This window comes from Actinokineospora sp. UV203, assembly GCF_056323665.1.
Map to the genome: position 1 here is coordinate 205,349 of NZ_CM150484.1, position 16,901 is coordinate 222,249.

Annotated in this window: 17 protein-coding genes and 5 tRNA genes; 14 read left to right on the plus strand and 8 right to left on the minus strand. The window is 69.9% G+C overall.

Going from position 1 to position 16,901, the window contains the following annotated elements:
• The first annotated feature begins 300 nt into the window (after positions 1 to 300).
• The 4 genes from ACUZ2Y_RS01035 to ACUZ2Y_RS01050 are packed head-to-tail and all read left to right on the plus strand — an operon-like array spanning position 301 to position 4,145.
• The gene (locus ACUZ2Y_RS01035; protein WP_476325980.1) at positions 301 to 2,814 is read left to right on the plus strand and encodes a sensor histidine kinase; all 2,514 of its coding nucleotides are present in this window, start codon (positions 301 to 303) and stop codon (positions 2,812 to 2,814) included.
• On the plus strand, positions 2,811 to 3,239 hold the full coding sequence (locus tag ACUZ2Y_RS01040; RefSeq protein WP_476325982.1) for a roadblock/LC7 domain-containing protein: 429 nt from the start codon (positions 2,811 to 2,813) through the stop codon (positions 3,237 to 3,239). Before ACUZ2Y_RS01035 ends, ACUZ2Y_RS01040 begins: the two co-directional genes overlap by 4 nt.
• Positions 3,236 to 3,604 carry a DUF742 domain-containing protein gene (locus tag ACUZ2Y_RS01045; RefSeq protein ID WP_476325983.1) on the plus strand — a complete coding sequence of 123 codons (369 nt, stop codon included), beginning with the start codon at positions 3,236 to 3,238 and terminating at the stop codon, positions 3,602 to 3,604. The genes ACUZ2Y_RS01040 and ACUZ2Y_RS01045 overlap by 4 nt, the downstream gene beginning before the upstream one ends.
• On the plus strand, positions 3,585 to 4,145 hold the full coding sequence (locus ACUZ2Y_RS01050) for a GTP-binding protein (protein WP_476325985.1): 561 nt from the start codon (positions 3,585 to 3,587) through the stop codon (positions 4,143 to 4,145). Before ACUZ2Y_RS01045 ends, ACUZ2Y_RS01050 begins: the two co-directional genes overlap by 20 nt.
• Positions 4,146 to 4,148: 3 nt before the next feature.
• On the opposite strand, the gene ACUZ2Y_RS01055 is transcribed toward ACUZ2Y_RS01050, so the two are convergent.
• From ACUZ2Y_RS01055 to ACUZ2Y_RS01065, 3 genes are all read right to left on the minus strand, one after another.
• A complete protein-coding gene (locus tag ACUZ2Y_RS01055; protein WP_476325986.1) occupies positions 4,149 to 4,439 on the minus strand; it encodes a DUF1761 domain-containing protein in 291 nt (96 codons plus the stop codon).
• On the minus strand, positions 4,440 to 4,574 hold the full coding sequence (locus tag ACUZ2Y_RS01060) for a hypothetical protein (RefSeq protein WP_476325988.1): 135 nt from the start codon (positions 4,572 to 4,574) through the stop codon (positions 4,440 to 4,442). It abuts the gene before it with no gap.
• Between the two features lie 356 nt (positions 4,575 to 4,930).
• Positions 4,931 to 5,656, minus strand: a complete 726-nt coding sequence (locus ACUZ2Y_RS01065) for an anti-sigma factor (protein WP_476325990.1) — start codon at positions 5,654 to 5,656, stop codon at positions 4,931 to 4,933.
• Between the two features lie 131 nt (positions 5,657 to 5,787).
• Here ACUZ2Y_RS01065 and ACUZ2Y_RS01070 point away from each other — a divergent pair, with 131 nt between their 5' ends.
• The 4 genes from ACUZ2Y_RS01070 to ACUZ2Y_RS01085 all read left to right on the plus strand — a co-directional run bounded on the left by ACUZ2Y_RS01070 (position 5,788) and on the right by ACUZ2Y_RS01085 (position 9,379).
• Positions 5,788 to 6,342, plus strand: coding sequence for a DUF6529 family protein (locus ACUZ2Y_RS01070; RefSeq protein ID WP_476325992.1), 555 nt, complete (start codon positions 5,788 to 5,790; stop codon positions 6,340 to 6,342).
• A gap of 100 nt (positions 6,343 to 6,442) precedes the next feature.
• Positions 6,443 to 6,877, plus strand: a complete 435-nt coding sequence (locus ACUZ2Y_RS01075) for a cupredoxin domain-containing protein (protein ID WP_476325994.1) — start codon at positions 6,443 to 6,445, stop codon at positions 6,875 to 6,877.
• A gap of 63 nt (positions 6,878 to 6,940) precedes the next feature.
• On the plus strand, positions 6,941 to 8,191 hold the full coding sequence (locus ACUZ2Y_RS01080; RefSeq protein ID WP_476325996.1) for a hypothetical protein: 1,251 nt from the start codon (positions 6,941 to 6,943) through the stop codon (positions 8,189 to 8,191).
• A gap of 132 nt (positions 8,192 to 8,323) precedes the next feature.
• A complete protein-coding gene (locus ACUZ2Y_RS01085; protein ID WP_476325998.1) occupies positions 8,324 to 9,379 on the plus strand; it encodes an AI-2E family transporter in 1,056 nt (351 codons plus the stop codon).
• Here ACUZ2Y_RS01085 and ACUZ2Y_RS01090 read toward each other — a convergent pair.
• Positions 9,343 to 10,311 carry a DUF3048 domain-containing protein gene (locus tag ACUZ2Y_RS01090; protein ID WP_476326000.1) on the minus strand — a complete coding sequence of 323 codons (969 nt, stop codon included), beginning with the start codon at positions 10,309 to 10,311 and terminating at the stop codon, positions 9,343 to 9,345. The genes ACUZ2Y_RS01085 and ACUZ2Y_RS01090 overlap by 37 nt on opposite strands.
• Positions 10,312 to 10,472: 161 nt before the next feature.
• Here ACUZ2Y_RS01090 and ACUZ2Y_RS01095 point away from each other — a divergent pair, with 161 nt between their 5' ends.
• From ACUZ2Y_RS01095 to ACUZ2Y_RS01120, 6 genes are all read left to right on the plus strand, one after another.
• Positions 10,473 to 11,198, plus strand: a complete 726-nt coding sequence (locus tag ACUZ2Y_RS01095) for a DUF6923 family protein (RefSeq protein ID WP_476326002.1) — start codon at positions 10,473 to 10,475, stop codon at positions 11,196 to 11,198.
• An 895-nt stretch (positions 11,199 to 12,093) separates the two neighbouring features.
• Positions 12,094 to 12,165, plus strand: a tRNA-Glu gene (locus ACUZ2Y_RS01100).
• A gap of 8 nt (positions 12,166 to 12,173) precedes the next feature.
• Positions 12,174 to 12,250, plus strand: a tRNA-Leu gene (locus ACUZ2Y_RS01105).
• A 22-nt stretch (positions 12,251 to 12,272) separates the two neighbouring features.
• Positions 12,273 to 12,348: transfer RNA gene (locus ACUZ2Y_RS01110), tRNA-Leu, on the plus strand.
• A gap of 1 nt (position 12,349) precedes the next feature.
• Positions 12,350 to 12,420, plus strand: a tRNA-Gln gene (locus ACUZ2Y_RS01115).
• A 7-nt stretch (positions 12,421 to 12,427) separates the two neighbouring features.
• Positions 12,428 to 12,500, plus strand: a tRNA-Gln gene (locus ACUZ2Y_RS01120).
• A gap of 271 nt (positions 12,501 to 12,771) precedes the next feature.
• Here ACUZ2Y_RS01120 and ACUZ2Y_RS01125 read toward each other — a convergent pair.
• Genes ACUZ2Y_RS01125 through ACUZ2Y_RS01140 form a run of 4 tightly spaced genes read right to left on the minus strand, consistent with a single transcriptional unit; the run spans position 12,772 to position 16,868 of the window.
• Positions 12,772 to 13,851 carry an ABC transporter ATP-binding protein gene (locus ACUZ2Y_RS01125; RefSeq protein WP_476326004.1) on the minus strand — a complete coding sequence of 360 codons (1,080 nt, stop codon included), beginning with the start codon at positions 13,849 to 13,851 and terminating at the stop codon, positions 12,772 to 12,774.
• Positions 13,852 to 13,861: 10 nt separating this feature from the next.
• Complete coding sequence (locus ACUZ2Y_RS01130; protein WP_476326006.1) at positions 13,862 to 15,304, minus strand: aldehyde dehydrogenase (NADP(+)); 1,443 nt, start codon at positions 15,302 to 15,304, stop codon at positions 13,862 to 13,864.
• A complete protein-coding gene (locus tag ACUZ2Y_RS01135; protein WP_476326008.1) occupies positions 15,301 to 16,083 on the minus strand; it encodes an NAD-dependent epimerase/dehydratase family protein in 783 nt (260 codons plus the stop codon). The genes ACUZ2Y_RS01130 and ACUZ2Y_RS01135 overlap by 4 nt, the downstream gene beginning before the upstream one ends.
• Entirely contained in the window at positions 16,080 to 16,868 is a 789-nt protein-coding gene (locus ACUZ2Y_RS01140; RefSeq protein ID WP_476326010.1) for an IclR family transcriptional regulator, read from the minus strand. Before ACUZ2Y_RS01140 ends, ACUZ2Y_RS01135 begins: the two co-directional genes overlap by 4 nt.
• Between the last annotated feature and the right edge of the window lie 33 nt (positions 16,869 to 16,901).

Here is a 16,901-nt window from a genome sequence, read left to right on the forward strand (position 1 = left end):
CCTCTTCGAGCTTGCACGAAATACCGGCCCGCAGCCCGCGGGCGCCGGCAATCCCGGCCCCGGCGCGCTCCCCTAATGCGGGTGCCCGCTCGTCTATCGCCGTGCCCGTCGCATTGTTTGACGTCATACCGATTCGTCCCTACGGTGTGTTTCCATTCATAGCCGCGCAACGATCGGTCGACTCGATCGTTACGGCTGGGACGGCAAAGATCACAACGGCGATGGCGACGCGTCCGGATCGGTCGAACGGCAGGTTCGCCCGACCCGGACGATGATCATGGAAGGTTCTGGGCGACGTCCATGCAGAGACTGAACCGGCTACGGGGGTCGGGCACGATCCAGTCGCGGGTGCTGGCCATCGCCTTGATCCCGTCGATCGCGATCCTGGTCGTGGGTGTCGCCCTTTCCGTCTACCTGGCGTACCAGGGCGTGAGCACGCAGTCCTTCGCGGACAACGTGCGCGGCGCGCTCGGCCCCAGCTCGCGGGTGATCGTCGCGGTCCAGGAGGAACGGCGCCTGACCACGCTGCAGGTCACCGGCGCCGGTGGCGACCCCGGCGCGCTCGACCGGCAGCGCCGCGAGGTGGACGCGGCGGTGAAGGAACTCGCCGCGACGACCGAGGCGCTGGCCGCGGACGCCCCGGACGAGCTCAGCCGCCCGCTGGAGCAGCTCAACGAGACCGCCCGCGACCTGCCCGCCACCCGTCAGCTGGTGGACAGCGGCACGGCGACCGTGCAGCAGGTCTATGACTTCTACGGCGAACTCGTCGACTACGTCGGCGAGGGCGTGCAGGGCATCGCGCGCTCGGCGACCGACGCCGAGGTCGGCTTCGAGCAGATGATCAGCTCCGAGCTGTTCCGCTCGGTCGAGGCGCAGGCGCGTTCGCACGTGCTCGTCGAGCGGGCCATGGCCAACGGCCTCGACACCAAGGAGTTCCACGAGCTCGCCCACCAGATGGGCACCTACCACGAGTTGATCGAGACGATCGTGCCGCGGCTGACCGAGCAGGAGCGCAAGCAGTACACCGCGCTCAAGGCGACGCCGAACTGGAAGACCCTGGTCGCGGGCGACGACGCCATCATGGCCAAGGGCCCCGGCAAGCACGCGGTCCCGTTCGACGTGGCCGCCTGGGAGGACGCCAACCGCAACGTCTCCGCGGGCCTGGTCGAGCTGTACAAGTCGCACTCGTCCTACGCGGCCGACCTCGGCACCGACAGCGGCAGCCGCGTGCTGGCGACGTCCCTTGCCGCCGGTCTGACGATTCTTCTCGTCGCCATCACCGCCATGCTGATCGCGCTGAGGCTCTCCCGCGGCCTCATCCGCAGGCTCACCCGGCTGCGCGTGGAGACCCTCGACGTCGCCGAGCGCAAGCTGCCCGACGTGATCGACCGGCTCGGCCGCGGCGAGCGGGTCGACGTCGAGGCCGAGCTGCCGCTGTTCGACCACGGCGACGACGAGATCGGCCAGGTCGCGAACGCGTTCGGCAAGGCCCAGCGCACCGCCGTCGCGGCGACGGCGAAGGAGGCCGAGATCCGCCAGGGCGTCCGCTCGGTGTTCCTCAACATCGCCCACCGCAGCCAGGTGATGGTGCACCGCCAGCTCAAGGTGCTCGACAAGGCGGAGCGGTCCGAAGACGATCCGGACCAGCTCGCCCTGCTCTTCCAGCTCGACCACCTGGCCACCCGAAGCAGGCGCAACGCCGAGAGCCTGATCATCCTCGGCGGCAAGCAGCCCGGTCGGCGGTGGCGCAACCCGGTCGCGCTGCTCGACGTCGTGCGCAGCGCGGTCGCCGAGACCGAGGACTACGAACGGGTCAACGCCGGCAAGCTGCCCGAGGTGTCGCTGCAGGGCGCGGTCGTCGCCGACCTCATCCACCTGCTCGCCGAGCTGATCGACAACGCGACGTCGTTCTCCCCGCCGGAGACGCACGTCGACGTGGTCGGCACCCTGGTCGGCCGCGGTGTGGTGATCGAGATCGAAGACCAGGGCCTGGGCATCGAAGAGGACCAGATCGAGGACTTCAACCGCAGGCTGCAGAGCCCGCCCGACTTCGGTGTGATGGCGCTGTCCGGTGAGTCGCGGATCGGCCTGTTCGTGGTCGGGCGGCTGGCCACTCAGCACGGCATCAAGGTCGCGCTGCGCGAATCGATCTACGGCGGGGTGCGGGCGGTCGTGCTGGTGCCCAACAGCGTCGTCGTCCGTGAGCCCGGGCGGCCTGGTGAGCCCGACCCGACGCCGGAGCCGGTCGCCTCGGAGCCGACGCGGTCGGAACCGCTGCACCGCCGCACGTCCGGGCAGCTCCCGATCGGCAGACCCGGCGAGACCCCAGCCGCACGGGAGAGCAACGGCTTCTCGACGTGGATGACGCCCGCCGACGAGCAGGTGCCCACGTCGAACGGTTCGAACGGAAACGGCGGCAGAGCCAAGTCCCAGCCGTCCATCGGGGGCAAGCTGGATTCGGCGGGTGGTGCGCCCACGCAGCGCATCCCGCCGACGCCCGCCGTCGAACCGTCGCGGACCAATGGGTCCGCGGCGAGCAAGCACGCGACGCCACCGGTCGAGTCGCCGCGGCCCAACGGTGCCGCGCCGAGCAGGCCCACGACGCCGCTCGCCCGGCGGACGCCGCGGGCCAATCTCGCCGCGCAGCTGCGCAAAGAGCCTGGTCAGACACCCGGCGACCCGGTGCCGCCCGCTTCCGTTCCCACGCCCGAGCGTTCTCGTGCGAGCATGTCGGCGTTCCAACGCGGCACGCGGCGGGCGCGCGCGGGTGAACCGGACACGGGACGACCAGGCAGGCCAGGGGAGGAAGCATGACGGGCATGTCGACGAACAAGAACCTGGACTGGCTGCTCGACGACTTGGTGCAGCGTGTCGGCGACGTCGACAGAGCGGTGCTGCTGTCGGCGGACGGGCTCATGATCGGGAAGTCCAGAAGCCTGGCGCAGGCCGACGCCGAGCACCTCGCCGCGGTCGCGTCGGCGTTCCAGAGCCTGGCGACCGGCGCCGGACGGCACTTCGGCGGCGGTGACGTCTACCAGACCGTGGTGGAGATGCAACACGCGTTCATGATGGTCACCGCGGCCGGGACCGGCGCGTGCATCGCCGTCCTCGCCGCGCAGGACTCGGACCTGGGGATCATCGCCTACGAGGTCAACCGCATGGTGACGAGAGTTGGGGGCTATCTCACCTCCGCGCCGCGGTCCGCGGTCGCAGGTCCGGCGGCGCCGTCGGCGTCATGATCGACAACGACGACGACGAGGCCTGGTTCGACGAGGACGCGGGCCCGCTGGTCCGGGCGTACGCGGTCACCCGCGGCCGGACCAAAACCGGGAGCACCCAACTCGACTTGATCACTTTGGTTGCCGCGACCGGGCTTCAGGCGCAACAGTTGGGGCCAGAGCACGACAGTGTGCTCGCGGTGTGCGTGGAGCAGCAGTCGGTGGCCGAAGTCGCGGCCAAGGTCGGGCTCGCGCTCGGCGTGGTGAAGGTGCTGATCAGCGACCTGATCGACCGGAACTGCCTGATGGTGCGGTCGCGCCAGACCGCGGCCGAGCCGGACCTCGAGATGATGCAGAAGGTGCTGGATGGAATCCGCAGGCTCTGAACCGAAGACTGTCACCGCGGTGAAGGTGCTGGTGGCGGGCGGGGCAGGTGCCGACACACCGGCACTGGTCGACTCCGTCAGCGAGATCCCGCTGCTGCACGTCGAGGAGTTCTTCGTCGTCGGCGGCGTGGCCGACCTGGCGTCGGTCGGGGTCGACCTGGGCCGGATCACCATCAGCCCGGAGCTGATGCTCTACCTGTTCGGCACCCCAACGGAGGACCGCTCCTGGTTCCTGTGGGACGAACTGTCCACGGGCGCGCTCGGCGCGATCGTGCTCGCTGATGCCCGCGCGCTTGAGGACTCCGCGGCCGCCGTCGACTTCTTCCGCGGCCGCGCGATCCCGTTCGTGGTCGGCGTCGACTACCTCGAGGGAACCAGGCTGCCCGAGGTGGACGAGGTGCGCGCCACACTCGGCCTGGGCCCCGACGTCCCGGTCCGCCTCTGCGACGCGTCGCGGCGGGAATCCACCAAGCAGTTGCTGATCGCCCTGGTGGAGTCCCTCATGGCCGCGGCGCGGTCGGTGCCCGCGGCCACCCGCTGACCGTCACCGCCAGAGGGCGACGATCACCGACACGGCGAGGATGCCGATCAGGTGGTACCCGGCGGTGATGGCCACCCACGCCATCGGCTGCGGCTTCTTCGGGTCGAAGAACCCGGTCACCAGCAGCGCCATGGCCGCCGGCCCCAGCCCCGTGACGATGCCGAGCGCGATCGCCTCGCCCACCGTGTCGGTCCCGGTGGCCACAGCGAGCATCGCTACCGCGACGCTGGTGACGAAGCACGTGAGCAGGGGCATCAGGTAGATCGTGACCGGCGGCTTCTCGTCGCCGTCCATCTACCACCCGACGGCGCGGCTCCAGATCTTGCCGAACAGCACATTCGAGTACCAGAGCCCACCGAGGGCAAAGAACGCGACCGTGGCGACGATCACCGCAAGCCAGTTGAGATCTGCCAACACCGACAAACTCATGAAACCTCCCGGAGTGTGCCTGACGTCCCCCACCGCACGTCCCGAATGATCGCCCCCGGTAATCGCCCTGTCCACACGCAACCCCTGTTTCGCCACCCCCGGCGATTCGTTCTCCACCGGTCACCGGCCACCGGTCACCGGTCACCGGTCACCGGTCACCGGCCACCGGTCACCAGTCACCGGTCACCGGTGACCGGCCACGTGGCTCGGTCGCGGTGACGTTTCGGGGGTCTCGCACGAACACGCCATCGAAGTTGGCAGTGTTCGTGCGGGACCCCCGAAACGTCACCATCAAGGCGACCGAGCCGCGCCGGCGGAGCCGGCGCCATGTCACAGCGCCATGTCACAGCGCCATGTCACAGCGTCAGCAGTGCGACAACGCTGGTTGTCGGCCGCGGTGAGCCGCCGGCGGGTTCGACGGTGATGCCGATCTGGGTGGCGCCCGCGGTGCCGTCGGCCAGTACCGGCGCGGCGTCCGGTCCGACTTGGAGCAGACCCGCCGACCGAGGACCACCCGGGCCGATCAGCCACGCCTGGTACACGTGGTCCGGTGGCGGCTCGGGCAGGCCCCTGGCGAGCACGATGACGCTGTCGAGCTCGCGGGAGAGGGCGGCGGTGGCGCCGTGCCCCAGGCTCAGTTGGACGTCCGGCGCGGTCAGCACCCGGCTGATGGCTTGGATTTGTGCCTGCGACGCCTGCCTGGTCCGGTCCAGTTCGGTCTGCAGGGTCATTGCCTGCGCCCCTATCGCGGTCGCCGCCACCACGCTCGCGGCGACGGCGAGCATCGGGGCCCACCGCCGCCGGTCCCGGCGCGCGGGTTCGGTCGCAGCCACCAGCGGCGGGAGTTGGCGCTCATGCCGGATCAACGGCACGACGCGGTGTTTCAAGTCCGGGGGCGGGAGCACCGAGACGGCGATTCCCAGCTTTCCGGCGGTCTCGCTCAACTCGGCGATCTCGACGGCGCACGCGTCGCATCGGCTCAGGTGCTCGTCGAACTCGGCTCGCTCCCGCGCGGTCAGCGCGTCCAGGGCGTAAGCGCCGGTCAGCGAGTGGATCTCCGGATTCACCCGTTTTCGCGGCATGGAGGATTCCTTTCGCTGCGGCCCACACTTCGACATTCGGAGCAGGCACCGTCTTGGATGAGTCCAATCCGGGTCGGTCCGGTGAATCGAATCCCTCCCAAGAGTCCGTCGATTCTCTTGTGGAGCGCCTCATGACCCGTGTCGAGCCGAAGCCGCGCCCACGCGTCTCGCTCACCATGATGGTGTTGGCGGGAGCCGCGGTGGCGATCACGCTGGGGGTCGTCGGATCCGTCGGCGGCGCTCCCCGCGAGTTGCCGGTGGCCTGGTTCTCCAGTGTCCAATCACTGAAGGCCTGGTCGGCCACGGTCGTCCTGGTCTTGGTGCTCGCGCAACTCGCGACCGCGCTGTGGATGTTCGGCCGAATCCCCGGCGCCCGGACGGCCCCGCATTGGGTCCCGCCGGTCCACCGGCTCACCGGGAGGGTGGCGTTCCTGCTGAGTCTGCCGCTCGCGTTCTACTGTCTCTACGGATTCGGGTTCGACACGTCGACCCCGCGCACCTTGGCGCATTCGGTGGCGGGCTGTTTGTTCTACGGCGCGTTCACGGCCAAGATGATCGGCATTCGATCCCGCAGGCTTCCAGGTTGGGGTATCGCGATTCTTGGCGGCACGGTTTTCACCCTGTTCGTCGTGCTGTGGGCGCTGAGCGCGCTGTGGTGGTTCGACGCGGCAGGTTTCGATTGGTGATCGGAGAAATCCGTTCCAATCCGCCCGTACTTGTGCCCCGAATGCCAGATAAGAGATACCGAAGCGCCCCGGCGGACGATCTCGCTGAATGGAGGTTCCCATGCACCGGTTCCGGCGGTTTCTGCTGATCGCCCTGTTCGGCGGTGTGCTGACCGCGTGCGGGACATCCGGACAGGATCAGGGAAACCCGATCTCCATCCCCAGTTCGGGCCATGGCGGACACGGTTCCTCCGCGGCGGCGAACGCGACCACGGTGACGACGAAGCTGCTTGACTTCGCCCCGGAGAAAATCACCGTCAAATCCGGGACCACCGTCGTGTGGAAAGTCGACGGCGGCATCGGCCACACCGTGACCACCGGCACCTTCATGCTGGGTGGCGACGGTCTGCGCAGTTCCGAGCAGCCTGACGGAAAGATCGACATGCCGCTCGCCAAAGGCGGTGAGGTGTCCTTCACCTTCACCGAGCCCGGCACGTACTCCTACTACTGCTCGATCCACAAGGGAATGAACGGCTCGGTCGAAGTCACCGGCTGAGCGCTCACACGCTTTCGCGCCGAATTAGCAGCGCCTCGAATTCCCGTACCCGAAAGGAAAGCCATGTCTGTCCGTGCCATTTCCGTTCTCAGCATGGTCGCCGCAGCCGCGCTGACCGTGACCGCGTGTTCCTCTGGTGAGCAGGCGGCCCCGCCCTCGTCCTCCATCAACGCCCCGGCGACGTCGGCGCCGGCGGCTGCCGCCGGCGGCAAGGCGTCCGTCGAGACCCCCGCCGCCAAGCTGCGCGCCGACCTGACCCAGTTGCTGACCGAGCACGTCTACACCGCGGCCATCGCGCTGAAGACCGCGGTCGACGCGGGCGGCAAGATGGACGACCCGGGTGTGAAGGCCGCGGTGGCCAACCTGGACGCCAACTCCGTCGCGCTGTCCAAGGCGATCGGTGGCGCGTACCCGGCCGCCGAGGCACCGTTCCTGGAGTCGTGGCGCCAGCACATCGGCTTCTTCGTCGACTACACCCTCGGCAAGGCCACCAAGGACCAGGCCAAGGTCGACAAGGCCAAGACCGATCTCGACGGCTACCGCACCTCGTTCGGCCAGCTGATCAACTCCGTGGTCCCCGAACTCCCGGCCGACGCCGTCGCCCAGGAGCTCAAGCCGCACACCGAAAGCATATTCGCCACCATCGACTCGCTGGTCGCCGGTGACGGGCAGGTCTTCGCCAAGCTCATCGAAGCGGCGGACCACATGCCGATGACCGCGGCCACGCTGGCGGGCGGCATCGCCAAGAACAAGGGCCTCGAAGGCGACGTCACTTCCAAGGGCGCCGAACTCCGCTCGGGCCTGACCTACCTGCTGACCTCCCACGTCGACCTGGCCGGGATCGCTCTGGCGCAGGCCGTCGCCAAGGGCGGCGACCTGAACGAGCCCAGCGTCAAGGCCGCCGTCGCCGCGGTCGACGCCAACTCGGTCGCTCTCTCGAAGGCCGTTGGCGCCGCCTACCCGGCCGCCGAGGCACCGTTCCTGGAGTCGTGGCGCCAGCACATCGGCTTCTTCGTCGAGTACACCCTCGGCAAGGCCACCAAGGACCAGGCCAAGGTCGACAAGGCCAAGACCGATCTCGACGGCTACCGCACCTCGTTCGGCCAGCTGATCAACTCCGTGGTCCCCGAACTCCCGGCCGACGCCGTCGCCCAGGAGCTCAAGCCGCACACCGAAAGCGTGTTCGCCACCATCGACTCGCTGGTCGCCGGTGACGGGCAGGTCTTCACCAAGCTCGCCGAGGCCGCGCACCACATGCCGATGACGGCGGCGACCCTCGCCGGTGGCATCGCGGAGAACAAGAAGCTCACCTGATTCCCAGTCAGTGATCTCACCAGTCAGTGATCTCGGCCGGAGCCCGCATCGGGCTCCGGCCGAGATCGTTTCGCCGTGATGGTGGCTCGCGTTCACACTGCTGCGGGTCGTCCGGCTCGATACCGTTCGGGCATGACCCCTTCGAGTGAGGCGACGGTCAAGAGACTGGCGTGGGTGGGTGTGGCCGTCCTCGTCTGGGCGGCCGTGGCGTATCTGGGGTTGCGGGTGGTGGGCGTGCTGGCCCCGGTGCTCGTCCCGGTCGCCGTGGCCGTCCTGATCGCCGCCGCGCTTCGGCCCGCGGTGCGCGGACTGGTCCGGCGCAAATGGCCGAGGGTGCTCGCGGCGGCGGTGATGGTCATCGGCCCGCTCGCGGCCCTCGGGGTGCTGCTGGTGATCACGGTGGACGCGCTGGTGCGCGGTGGGGGCGAACTCGCCGACGCCTTGCGCGACGGGGTGGGCACGGTGCGGGACTGGCTGGTGCGGGGACCGCTGCACCTGAGTGAACCGCAGGTCGGGGCCGCGGTCGACAACCTCGTGGCGTTCATGGGAGACCAAGCGGAGCGGATCGTCGGCGGGGCGACGGCCACGGCGGCCGCCGTGGGCGCGTTCCTCGCCGGTCTCGTGCTCGCCGTGTTCGTCCTGTTCTTCCTGCTCTACGAAGGAGAGCGGATCTGGGCCCGCCTGCTCGCCCCGCTTCCCGCTTCGGTTCACACCCGGTTCGACGACGCCGGGCGCGACGCGTTCACCGCGCTGGGTTCGTATTCCAGGGCGACCGTCGCCGTGGCCGTCGTGGACGCCGTCGTGATCGGCGTGGGGCTGGCGATCATCGGTGTGCCGATGGTGATTCCCTTGGCGTCACTGGTGTTCCTTGCCGCGTTCGTGCCGTACGTGGGCGCGTTCATCGCCGGGTTCGTCGCCGTGCTCGTGGGCCTGGTGTCCGGCGGACCGGTCACGGCGCTGCTCGTCCTCGGCCTGAGCGTGCTCGTCCAGACGCTGGAAGGCGAAGTGCTGCAACCGTTCCTGCTCGGCCGCATGGTGCGAGTGCACCCGCTTCTGGTGGTGGTGTCGGTCGCGGCAGGCGTCGTGCTCGCGGGGATCGTGGGCGCGCTGCTCGCGGTCCCGGTCGTCCTTGTGGTGCGCGCGATCCTGCGTCAGTTCCCGGGCACGAGCAACACCCAGACCGGGTAGGCCGAGAGCGGCAGCGGAGCACCGGCAGGTGTGTGGAACCGGGTCGGCGCGGACGGATCTGGACGCGACCATGTCGCCTCGTGTCGCTGTCCGTCGCGCAGCACGGTGGCTGAGCCCGTGCCCACGCTCGTCACCACGGGCGAGCGGGCTCCGGTGGCATCCTCGATGGCCTCGTCTTCCGTCACGGACACCCGCTGCTCGATCACGGTGGCCGCGGTGACCTGGCCGGATTCGGTCGACGTCAGCGGCGTGCCGTCCAGTGCGACCGCCCAGCGCCGGGTTTGCGCCGACCAGGCGAACGAGTACGCCGCCGCGACGTACTCGACGCGGTGGGCGTCGGTCGGTGTGCCCGCGACGGAGGTGGGACCGAACTCGAGGGGTCGGGCCGCGGGCGGACGGGCGGTGTCCGGTAGCGACGAGGGACGCACGTAGAGGTCGTGCGGAGCCCGCCTGCCGCTGTCGCGGAAGTAGGCGGGCGCCGCCTCTTGTGGCGAGGCGTCGATTAGCCGCGCCTCGCGCAGCGCGGGCAGCAGCTCCGGTGCGGCACCGGAGTAGGCGAACACCGGTTCGCCGTACTGGGCAAGCAGATCCACGTCGCTGCGCCGCGCGCTTCGCACCGGCCCCACGACATCGGGCGGAGCGCCTTGGTAGAGGGCGAGGAGCCGGGTCAGGCCGCCCTCGACTGGCTCGACGTACACCACGTCGGCCGCGCCCAACCCGGTGTGCGGCCGGGCCTCCGCGACGTTGTCGATCTTCACGGCGAGCGCGGCGACCCCTGGGGTGGGCGTCTCCGGCGGAGGACGGTTCGCCGGGACATCGCCGAACCTGTCCCGCACCGCGAACACCGCCGCGACGGCCAAGGCGATCACGACGAGCGCGCCGAACAGGACGGTCCGCCTGGACCGTTCGCCACGCGGGCGCCCACCACGCACGGCAGCCTCCAGAATGCGACACCTCCAGGGTGCGCCCGCGCCGCGCCCGCGCGCCACCGGAACTCCGACCCTGCTCCGTCGTGGCGTGCCGACGGTGACAAGATCGCCGCAGCCGCGAGCGGGTCACCGACTCGGTTCGGCTCGGCGCGACTGCGGGCGCGGTGTCGGAAACCCGCTGGTACCTGCGGTCCGGTCGGACGCTGTCGGTGGTCGATGTGGACCCCGCGAGCCGCACATATCTCACGGTCGTGTCGACGGTGTCGCTGCGTTCGCCGGGACTGGCGCAGACCGTCGACGACTTCGACCTGGGACCCGACGGACTGCTGCACGGCGTGGCCGCCCGGGGCAGGCTCGTCACCATCAACCCGGCCGACGGCGACGTTCGGGAGATCGAGTCCGCGAACCTCGGCGGCGGGCGCGGCTATGGCGCGGCGGTCACGGGGCCGGACGGGATGCTCTACGTCCTGGGCGAACACGTGCGCGGAAGCAGCGCGTGGTTCCGGGTCTCGCTGCGGTCCCCGTCCTCGGTCGAGACGATCGTGAGCCCCACGCCGATGGACCACACCGACGCGGCGGGCTGTTTGCGCTCCGGGGTGGCGCCCGTGCCGCCCGCACCCGCCGTGCCACCCCGGCCCGCGCCGCGGCCGACGCCCACGGCCGTGATCCCGGCGACCCAGTCGGTTCCGGCGCCACCCGCGGGCAGCGCGCCGGTGGTGGCGCCGCCCACGAGCCCGGCGCCCAGTCGCAAGCGGTACAAGACGGCCACTACGGTCCCGCGGGTCGACAACCGGCTCGACCGAACCGAGGAGAAGCGCCGCTGGGGCTTGGCGGTGCTTGTGCTCGTTCTCGCGGGAGGGGCCGGAGCGGTTCGCCGCACGCGTCGCTGACGGCAATTCACGGAGCCGAATTAAATGATTGACTCCCGGCGTCGGGCTGGGTCATCATTGCGAAGAACAACGACGAGGGAGTTTGTGATGACGAGCATGCGGATGCAGGAACGGCGCTCTGGCGTCGCTGCCGCTTGTCCGCTTCAGCTTCCCGTCGTTGGCCTACCGCTGCTTGAGCAGCAACTTGGCAGCGCAGGCTCCCCACCATGACGTGACGCCGTCATGCTCAGGGAGCCGCCATCGGGAAACCGATAGGCGGCTTTCTTTATTTCGCGCTCCCATTTTGGATGCGAATTCACCAGCTTTGTCATGGCTGGTGTGCGTGCGCCTTTTGACAATTCCACAGCGGAGCAGACATATCCGACCTGGTGCCATTTCGACCTGCGGGGTGCCGCCACACCACGGTGGAAACGGGCTCGGAGCCCGACCCCGCAGCAAACCAGGCGCCCGCGAAGGCACAGGTGGTTCGACTCCACGCTTCACCACGCACTGCCCTGTAGCTCAGTGGACAGAGTGATGGCCATCGAGGAGGAGAAGGTAGGGGCGAGCCTGTTGATCGACGTGGGACGGGCCACGAACCTCTTCGCGTCCAAACCGAAGTGGCCCACGGTCGCGGCGTACGCCGCTGGCCTGGACGACGACAAGGCGTTCTGTCCGGCCCGAGCGGCTTTCGGCCAGGCCCGGGCATCGACGCCGACCCTGCTGTGTCACGTCGATCCGAGACACGGGCTGCGGCCCGACCACCTCACCGCGGTCCGCGCCTGGGCCGCGGATCTTGACCGACCCGCCCGGCCTGAGGGCGGTTCGCCACGGGTGCGAGGGAGACGGCAACCCATCCGCCTTGGGAGCGGAAGACACCGCGTTCGACTCGCGGGCACCCGTCAACAGCAGGCCAGGCGCGTTGGTCCAGCGGAATGGACACCGGCTTCTCACGCCGGAGACACCGGTTCGATCCCGGTACGCGTCACGTTTCACGCGGTCGTAGCCCAACCGGCAGAGGCACCTGGTCGAGGGCCAGGCCAGTCGGGGTTCGACTCCCCGCGACCGCACCACGTCCCGCCCCAGCGGGAGAAAGCCCTTGTAGCCCAACGGGAGAGGCACCGCGCTCAGAACGCGGCCAGTGCAGGTTCGAATCCTGCCAAGGGCACCAGTCCCGGCTGGTGTAGTGGAAGCACGGCGGTCTTTGACACCGCGAGGTCAGGTTCGAACCCTGAGCCGGGAGCAGACAGTGCCCGTTGGTCCAGTCGGCATGGACACCGCGTTCTGACCGCGGAGACCGAGGTTCGAACCCTCGACGGGCAGCTCGACAGCGACGTCAGTGCGGACAAGCCTGCGGCACTGCGTGGACCACGGCGCTGACTCGTTGCCGGGTCACCGCTGATCGTCTTCGCGTTCGCGGAGCTGGTCGCGCGGGTCGCTGATCTCGGCGTTGGCCGCGGCCAAGTCGTTCTGCAGGACCACGATGCGGGCGGCCGCCGCGAGGGGTGACCCTGGTCGAGCAGCTCCCGCAAGCAGGCACCCACAGCGTAAGCAGGCTGCGGCGATCCCGCCGAGGCAGGACCGCCGCCGACCCTCAGTCCGGCAACCGTTCCCCAGTGGCCGTGTCGAACAGGTGCACGTCCGAACGCTGGACCCGCAGCCCGATCGTCGACCCGCGCATGGGCACATCCCGCGCCCCCGCGCGAACCACGATCGGGTGTGCCGTGTCGCCGTTGGTCGTGGTGTACAGGTAGCTGTCGCTGCCCAGTTCCTCCACCATCTCCACCATCACCTGCTGCCCTTCCCGGGCGCCCGCGATGCGCAGCCCCTCAGGCCGTACCCCGACGGTGATGTCCCGGCTGGTGGCTGCCACCCGCTGGGCCGGGGTCAGGTCGATGCGCGTTCCCGCGAACTCAACCGTCCAGTCGTGCGCGTGCCGTGGGATCAGGTTCATCGCGGGTGAACCCATGAACCCGGCGACGAACAGGTTCCGCGGCCGGTCGAAGACGTTGCGCGGCGTGTCGCACTGTTGCAGCTTGCCGTCCTTGAGGATCGCCACCCGATCGCCCATCGTCATCGCCTCGACCTGGTCGTGGGTCACGTAAATCGTCGTGACGCCGAGCCTGCGCTGCAGTGACGCGATCTGGGTGCGGGTCTGCACCCGCAGTTTGGCGTCCAAATTGGACAGTGGTTCGTCCATGCAGAACACCCGTGGCTCACGCACGATCGCGCGGCCCATGGCGACGCGCTGACGCTGGCCGCCGGACAGCTTCGCGGGCTTGCGGTCCAGGTATGGCTCCAAGTCCAACAGCCGGGCGGCCTCGTCGACCTTGCGGTTGATCTCTTCCCGGCCGACCTTGGCGATCTTGAGGTGGAACCCGATGTTCTGCCGCACGGTCATGTGCGGGTAGAGCGCGTAGTTCTGGAACACCATCGCGATGTCGCGGTCCTTGGGCTGCGCGTGCGTCACATCCTTGTCGCCGATGTGGATCTCGCCGCCGTCGACGGCTTCGAGGCCTGCCAACATGCGCAGTGCGGTGGACTTGCCCGAGCCGGATGGGCCGACCAGCACCATGAACTCGCCGTCGCGGATGTTCAGGTCGAGGTCTTGCACGGCGGGGGTTTCGGTGCCCGGGTAGAGCCGGGTGGCGGCCCGGTACTCGACTGTGGCCATGGTGGTTTCCTTATCCTTGAACGGTTCGGGGAAAGTCGAGGGGGTTGGCGGTGCGCAGTTCCGCCGGCAGCAGGTGCTCCGGCCAGTCCTGGTAAGCGATCGGCACGAGCCAGCGGTCGATGGCGGCCGTGCCGACGGACGTGTGGGCGGGTGCGGTGCTCGCGGGCCACGGCCCGCCGTGATGCATCGCCCAGCAGACGGCGACGCCGGTGGGCCAGCCGTTGTAGATGAGCCTGCCGACGCGGGTCCGCAGGATCGCCGCGACCTCGGTGGCGGCAGCGTCGTCGGAGGCGCCCGCGTGCACGGAGCCGGTCAGGCTGCCGGGCAACGCTTCCAGCGCGGGGCGAAGAGCGTCGAGATCGCGGTAGGTGACCACGATTCCGCTCGGCCCGAAGGTCTCCTCGGTGAGTGACCCGGCCCGGGCGGTGAAGTCCGCCGCGTCGGTCGCGTAGACAACCGGGGTCACCGACCACGCGCCCTCGCCCGCCGAGCCGGTGGCCAGCACCCGTGCGGGCCCGGCCGCCAGGCGATCCACATAGGACCGATGGATGCCGGGGCTGAGCAGCGGGCCGCCGCTGGTGCCGCCGACCGCGTCGGCCAGCAGGTCGAGGAGTCGGGCGTCGTCGGGCACGAACAGCAGGCCGGGGTTCGTGCAGAACTGGCCCGCCCCCAAGGTGAGCGAGGCGGCGTACCCCTCGGCGACAGCCTCCGCGGCCGCACCGGGCAGCACGACCACCGGGTTCACGCTGCCCAGTTCGCCGTAGAAGGGGATCGGGTCGGGCCGCCCGGTGGCGAGGTCGAACAGGGCACGCCCACCGGCGGGCGAGCCGGTGAAACCGACCGCGCGGATGCCTGGGTGCCGGACGAGCGCGGTGCCCGCCGAACGGCCAGTGACCAGCGCGAACACGCCATCCGGCAGCGTCCGGCGCAGGATCTCGGCAACAGCCAGGGACGTGTGGGGGTGCGCCTCATGCGCCTTGACCACCACCGGGCAGCCCGCCGCGAGCGCGGAGGCGGTGTCGCCGCCCGCGACGGAGAAGGCGAACGGGAAGTTGCTCGCGGAGAACACCGCGACCGGCCCGATGGCCTGCCGGGTGCGCCGCACGTCGGGACGGCCCGGAACCGCGGGGGAGAGGACGACCCCCAGGTGCGACCCTGTGCGCAACTGGGCGGCGAACATGCGCAGCTGCCCGGTCGTGCGGGCGACCTCACCGGTCAGCCTGACTGGCCCCAAGGCGGTCTCCCCGTCGGCGATCTCCACCAGCCGTGCGGTGTCGGCGTCGAGCGCGTCGGCCACCGCCTCGAGTGCGTCGGCCCGCGCGGCCGGGGAGGTCGTGCCCCACGTCCGGCTCAGGCCCGCGACGATGGTGTCGACCTCGGCGGCGGTCGTCGCGGGCACGGGCTCCCCGACAGGTGCGGCGGTGCGCGGGTCGTAGCCCTGCACGGTGCTCATGAGCGTCCTCCCTGATCCAGCTTGGGCGAGCAGAACGCCCCGCCCAGGTACTTGTCGAACTCGTCGGCCTCCACGGTGACCTCGCCCGCGTAGTCCTCGGCGTTGTCGCGCGGCTCATACCCCAAGGCGCGGGCCTCCGACAGCGACCACCACGCCCGGGTGTTGGCGGAAATCCCCCACACCACCCGGAATCCGGGGTCGGGCGCGCTGAAAGCCGCTTCGACCAGCCGCGCGCAGTCGTCGGGGGAGAGCCAGGTGGCGAGCATCCGGTCCGTGGTCGGCCGCTCGAAACACGAGCCGATCCGCAGACAGACCACGTCGAGCCCGTAGCGGTCGTGGTACAGGCTCCCGAGCGCCTCCCCGGCGACCTTGCTGACGCCGTAGAACGTGTCCGGCCGGGGAGAGCCGTAGTCGGGGGCCTCGGCACCGTCGTTCGGGTGGAAGCCAACGGCGTGGTTGCTGCTGGCGAAGACCACGCGCGGCACCCCAGCCCGGCGGGCCGCCTCGAACACGCGGTACGTGCCGTCGATGTTGACCGCGGCGATGTCGTCCCATGCGTGTTCGGTGCTCAGCCCACCAAGGTGCAGCACCGCGTCCATGCCCCGGCAGGCCTCGGTCATCGCGTCGAGATCGGTGACCGACGCGGTCACCGCCTCCTCGCCCGCACCAGGCGTGACAGGGGCGATGTCGAGTAGGCGCAGCACCCGGTCCGGGCGGGCCAGCCGGGGTCGCAGCAGGGTGGCTACGCCACCCGCGGCGCCGGTGATCAGCAGGTTCATCGGGGAGACCTCGCCCGGCACAGTTGGGCGATCTCGTCGGCGGCGGCCATGAGCGCCTCCACCACCTCTCGTTCGTGGTCATCGGTGATCCGTGACTGCGGGATGGAGCAGCTGATTGCGTCCACCGCGGGCATGTTGGGGATGGCGGTCGCGTAGCAGGTCAGGCCCGGGGTGTTCTGCCCCTGCTCGAACGCCCAGCCGCGCACCCTGGCCGTGGCCAACTCGGCGCGCAGTTCGTCGTGGTCGGTGACCGTGTCCGGGGTCAGCGCGATCAGCTTCGCGGGCAGGATCGTGGCGACCTCGACCTCGTCGATGGTCGACAGCACGGCCTTGCCGAGCGAGGTGGCGTGCGCGGGCAGCCGCCTGCCGATGCGCGAGGTGACCCGAAGGTGGTGCTGGGACTCGCGGCTGGCCAGGTAGACCATGTCCGGCCCGTCGAGCCGTGCCAGGTGGACGGTCTCGTCGAGTTGGCGGCGCAGCCGGGCCAGCACCGCGCTCGCCACCTGCACCACCGGGTCGCGGTCGAGGAACGTCGCGCCCGCCCGCAGGGCGCTCAGGCCGACGCTGTAGCCGGTTCCGCGTTCGTCGGTCTCCACCCAGCCGCGCGCGACCAGGGTGCGCAGCAGGCCGTGCAGGCTGGACTTGGGCACGTCGAGTTTGCGCTGCAGTTCGCTGAGGGTGAGTCTCCGTTCGGACCCGGCCAGCAGTTCCAGGATGTCGATCGTCCTGGCCGCCGACTTGACCGAGTCCGGGCGCGGCCCCCCGCTCGCCTCACTGACTGTCATCGGTTCTCCTCGTTCCGTTTTCTTCGCGAAACC

Coding starts and splice junctions, on each gene's coding strand:
- ACUZ2Y_RS01035 (WP_476325980.1), top strand. CDS start 301: ATGCAGAGACTGAACCGGCTACGGGGGTCGGGCACGATCCAGTCGCGG.
- ACUZ2Y_RS01040 (WP_476325982.1), top strand. CDS start 2,811: ATGACGGGCATGTCGACGAACAAGAACCTGGACTGGCTGCTCGACGAC.
- ACUZ2Y_RS01045 (WP_476325983.1), top strand. CDS start 3,236: ATGATCGACAACGACGACGACGAGGCCTGGTTCGACGAGGACGCGGGC.
- ACUZ2Y_RS01050 (WP_476325985.1), top strand. CDS start 3,585: ATGGAATCCGCAGGCTCTGAACCGAAGACTGTCACCGCGGTGAAGGTG.
- ACUZ2Y_RS01055 (WP_476325986.1), bottom strand. CDS start 4,439: ATGGACGGCGACGAGAAGCCGCCGGTCACGATCTACCTGATGCCCCTG.
- ACUZ2Y_RS01060 (WP_476325988.1), bottom strand. CDS start 4,574: ATGAGTTTGTCGGTGTTGGCAGATCTCAACTGGCTTGCGGTGATCGTC.
- ACUZ2Y_RS01065 (WP_476325990.1), bottom strand. CDS start 5,656: ATGCCGCGAAAACGGGTGAATCCGGAGATCCACTCGCTGACCGGCGCT.
- ACUZ2Y_RS01070 (WP_476325992.1), top strand. CDS start 5,788: ATGACCCGTGTCGAGCCGAAGCCGCGCCCACGCGTCTCGCTCACCATG.
- ACUZ2Y_RS01075 (WP_476325994.1), top strand. CDS start 6,443: ATGCACCGGTTCCGGCGGTTTCTGCTGATCGCCCTGTTCGGCGGTGTG.
- ACUZ2Y_RS01080 (WP_476325996.1), top strand. CDS start 6,941: ATGTCTGTCCGTGCCATTTCCGTTCTCAGCATGGTCGCCGCAGCCGCG.
- ACUZ2Y_RS01085 (WP_476325998.1), top strand. CDS start 8,324: ATGACCCCTTCGAGTGAGGCGACGGTCAAGAGACTGGCGTGGGTGGGT.
- ACUZ2Y_RS01125 (WP_476326004.1), bottom strand. CDS start 13,851: ATGGCCACAGTCGAGTACCGGGCCGCCACCCGGCTCTACCCGGGCACC.
- ACUZ2Y_RS01130 (WP_476326006.1), bottom strand. CDS start 15,304: ATGAGCACCGTGCAGGGCTACGACCCGCGCACCGCCGCACCTGTCGGG.
- ACUZ2Y_RS01135 (WP_476326008.1), bottom strand. CDS start 16,083: ATGAACCTGCTGATCACCGGCGCCGCGGGTGGCGTAGCCACCCTGCTG.
- ACUZ2Y_RS01140 (WP_476326010.1), bottom strand. CDS start 16,868: ATGACAGTCAGTGAGGCGAGCGGGGGGCCGCGCCCGGACTCGGTCAAG.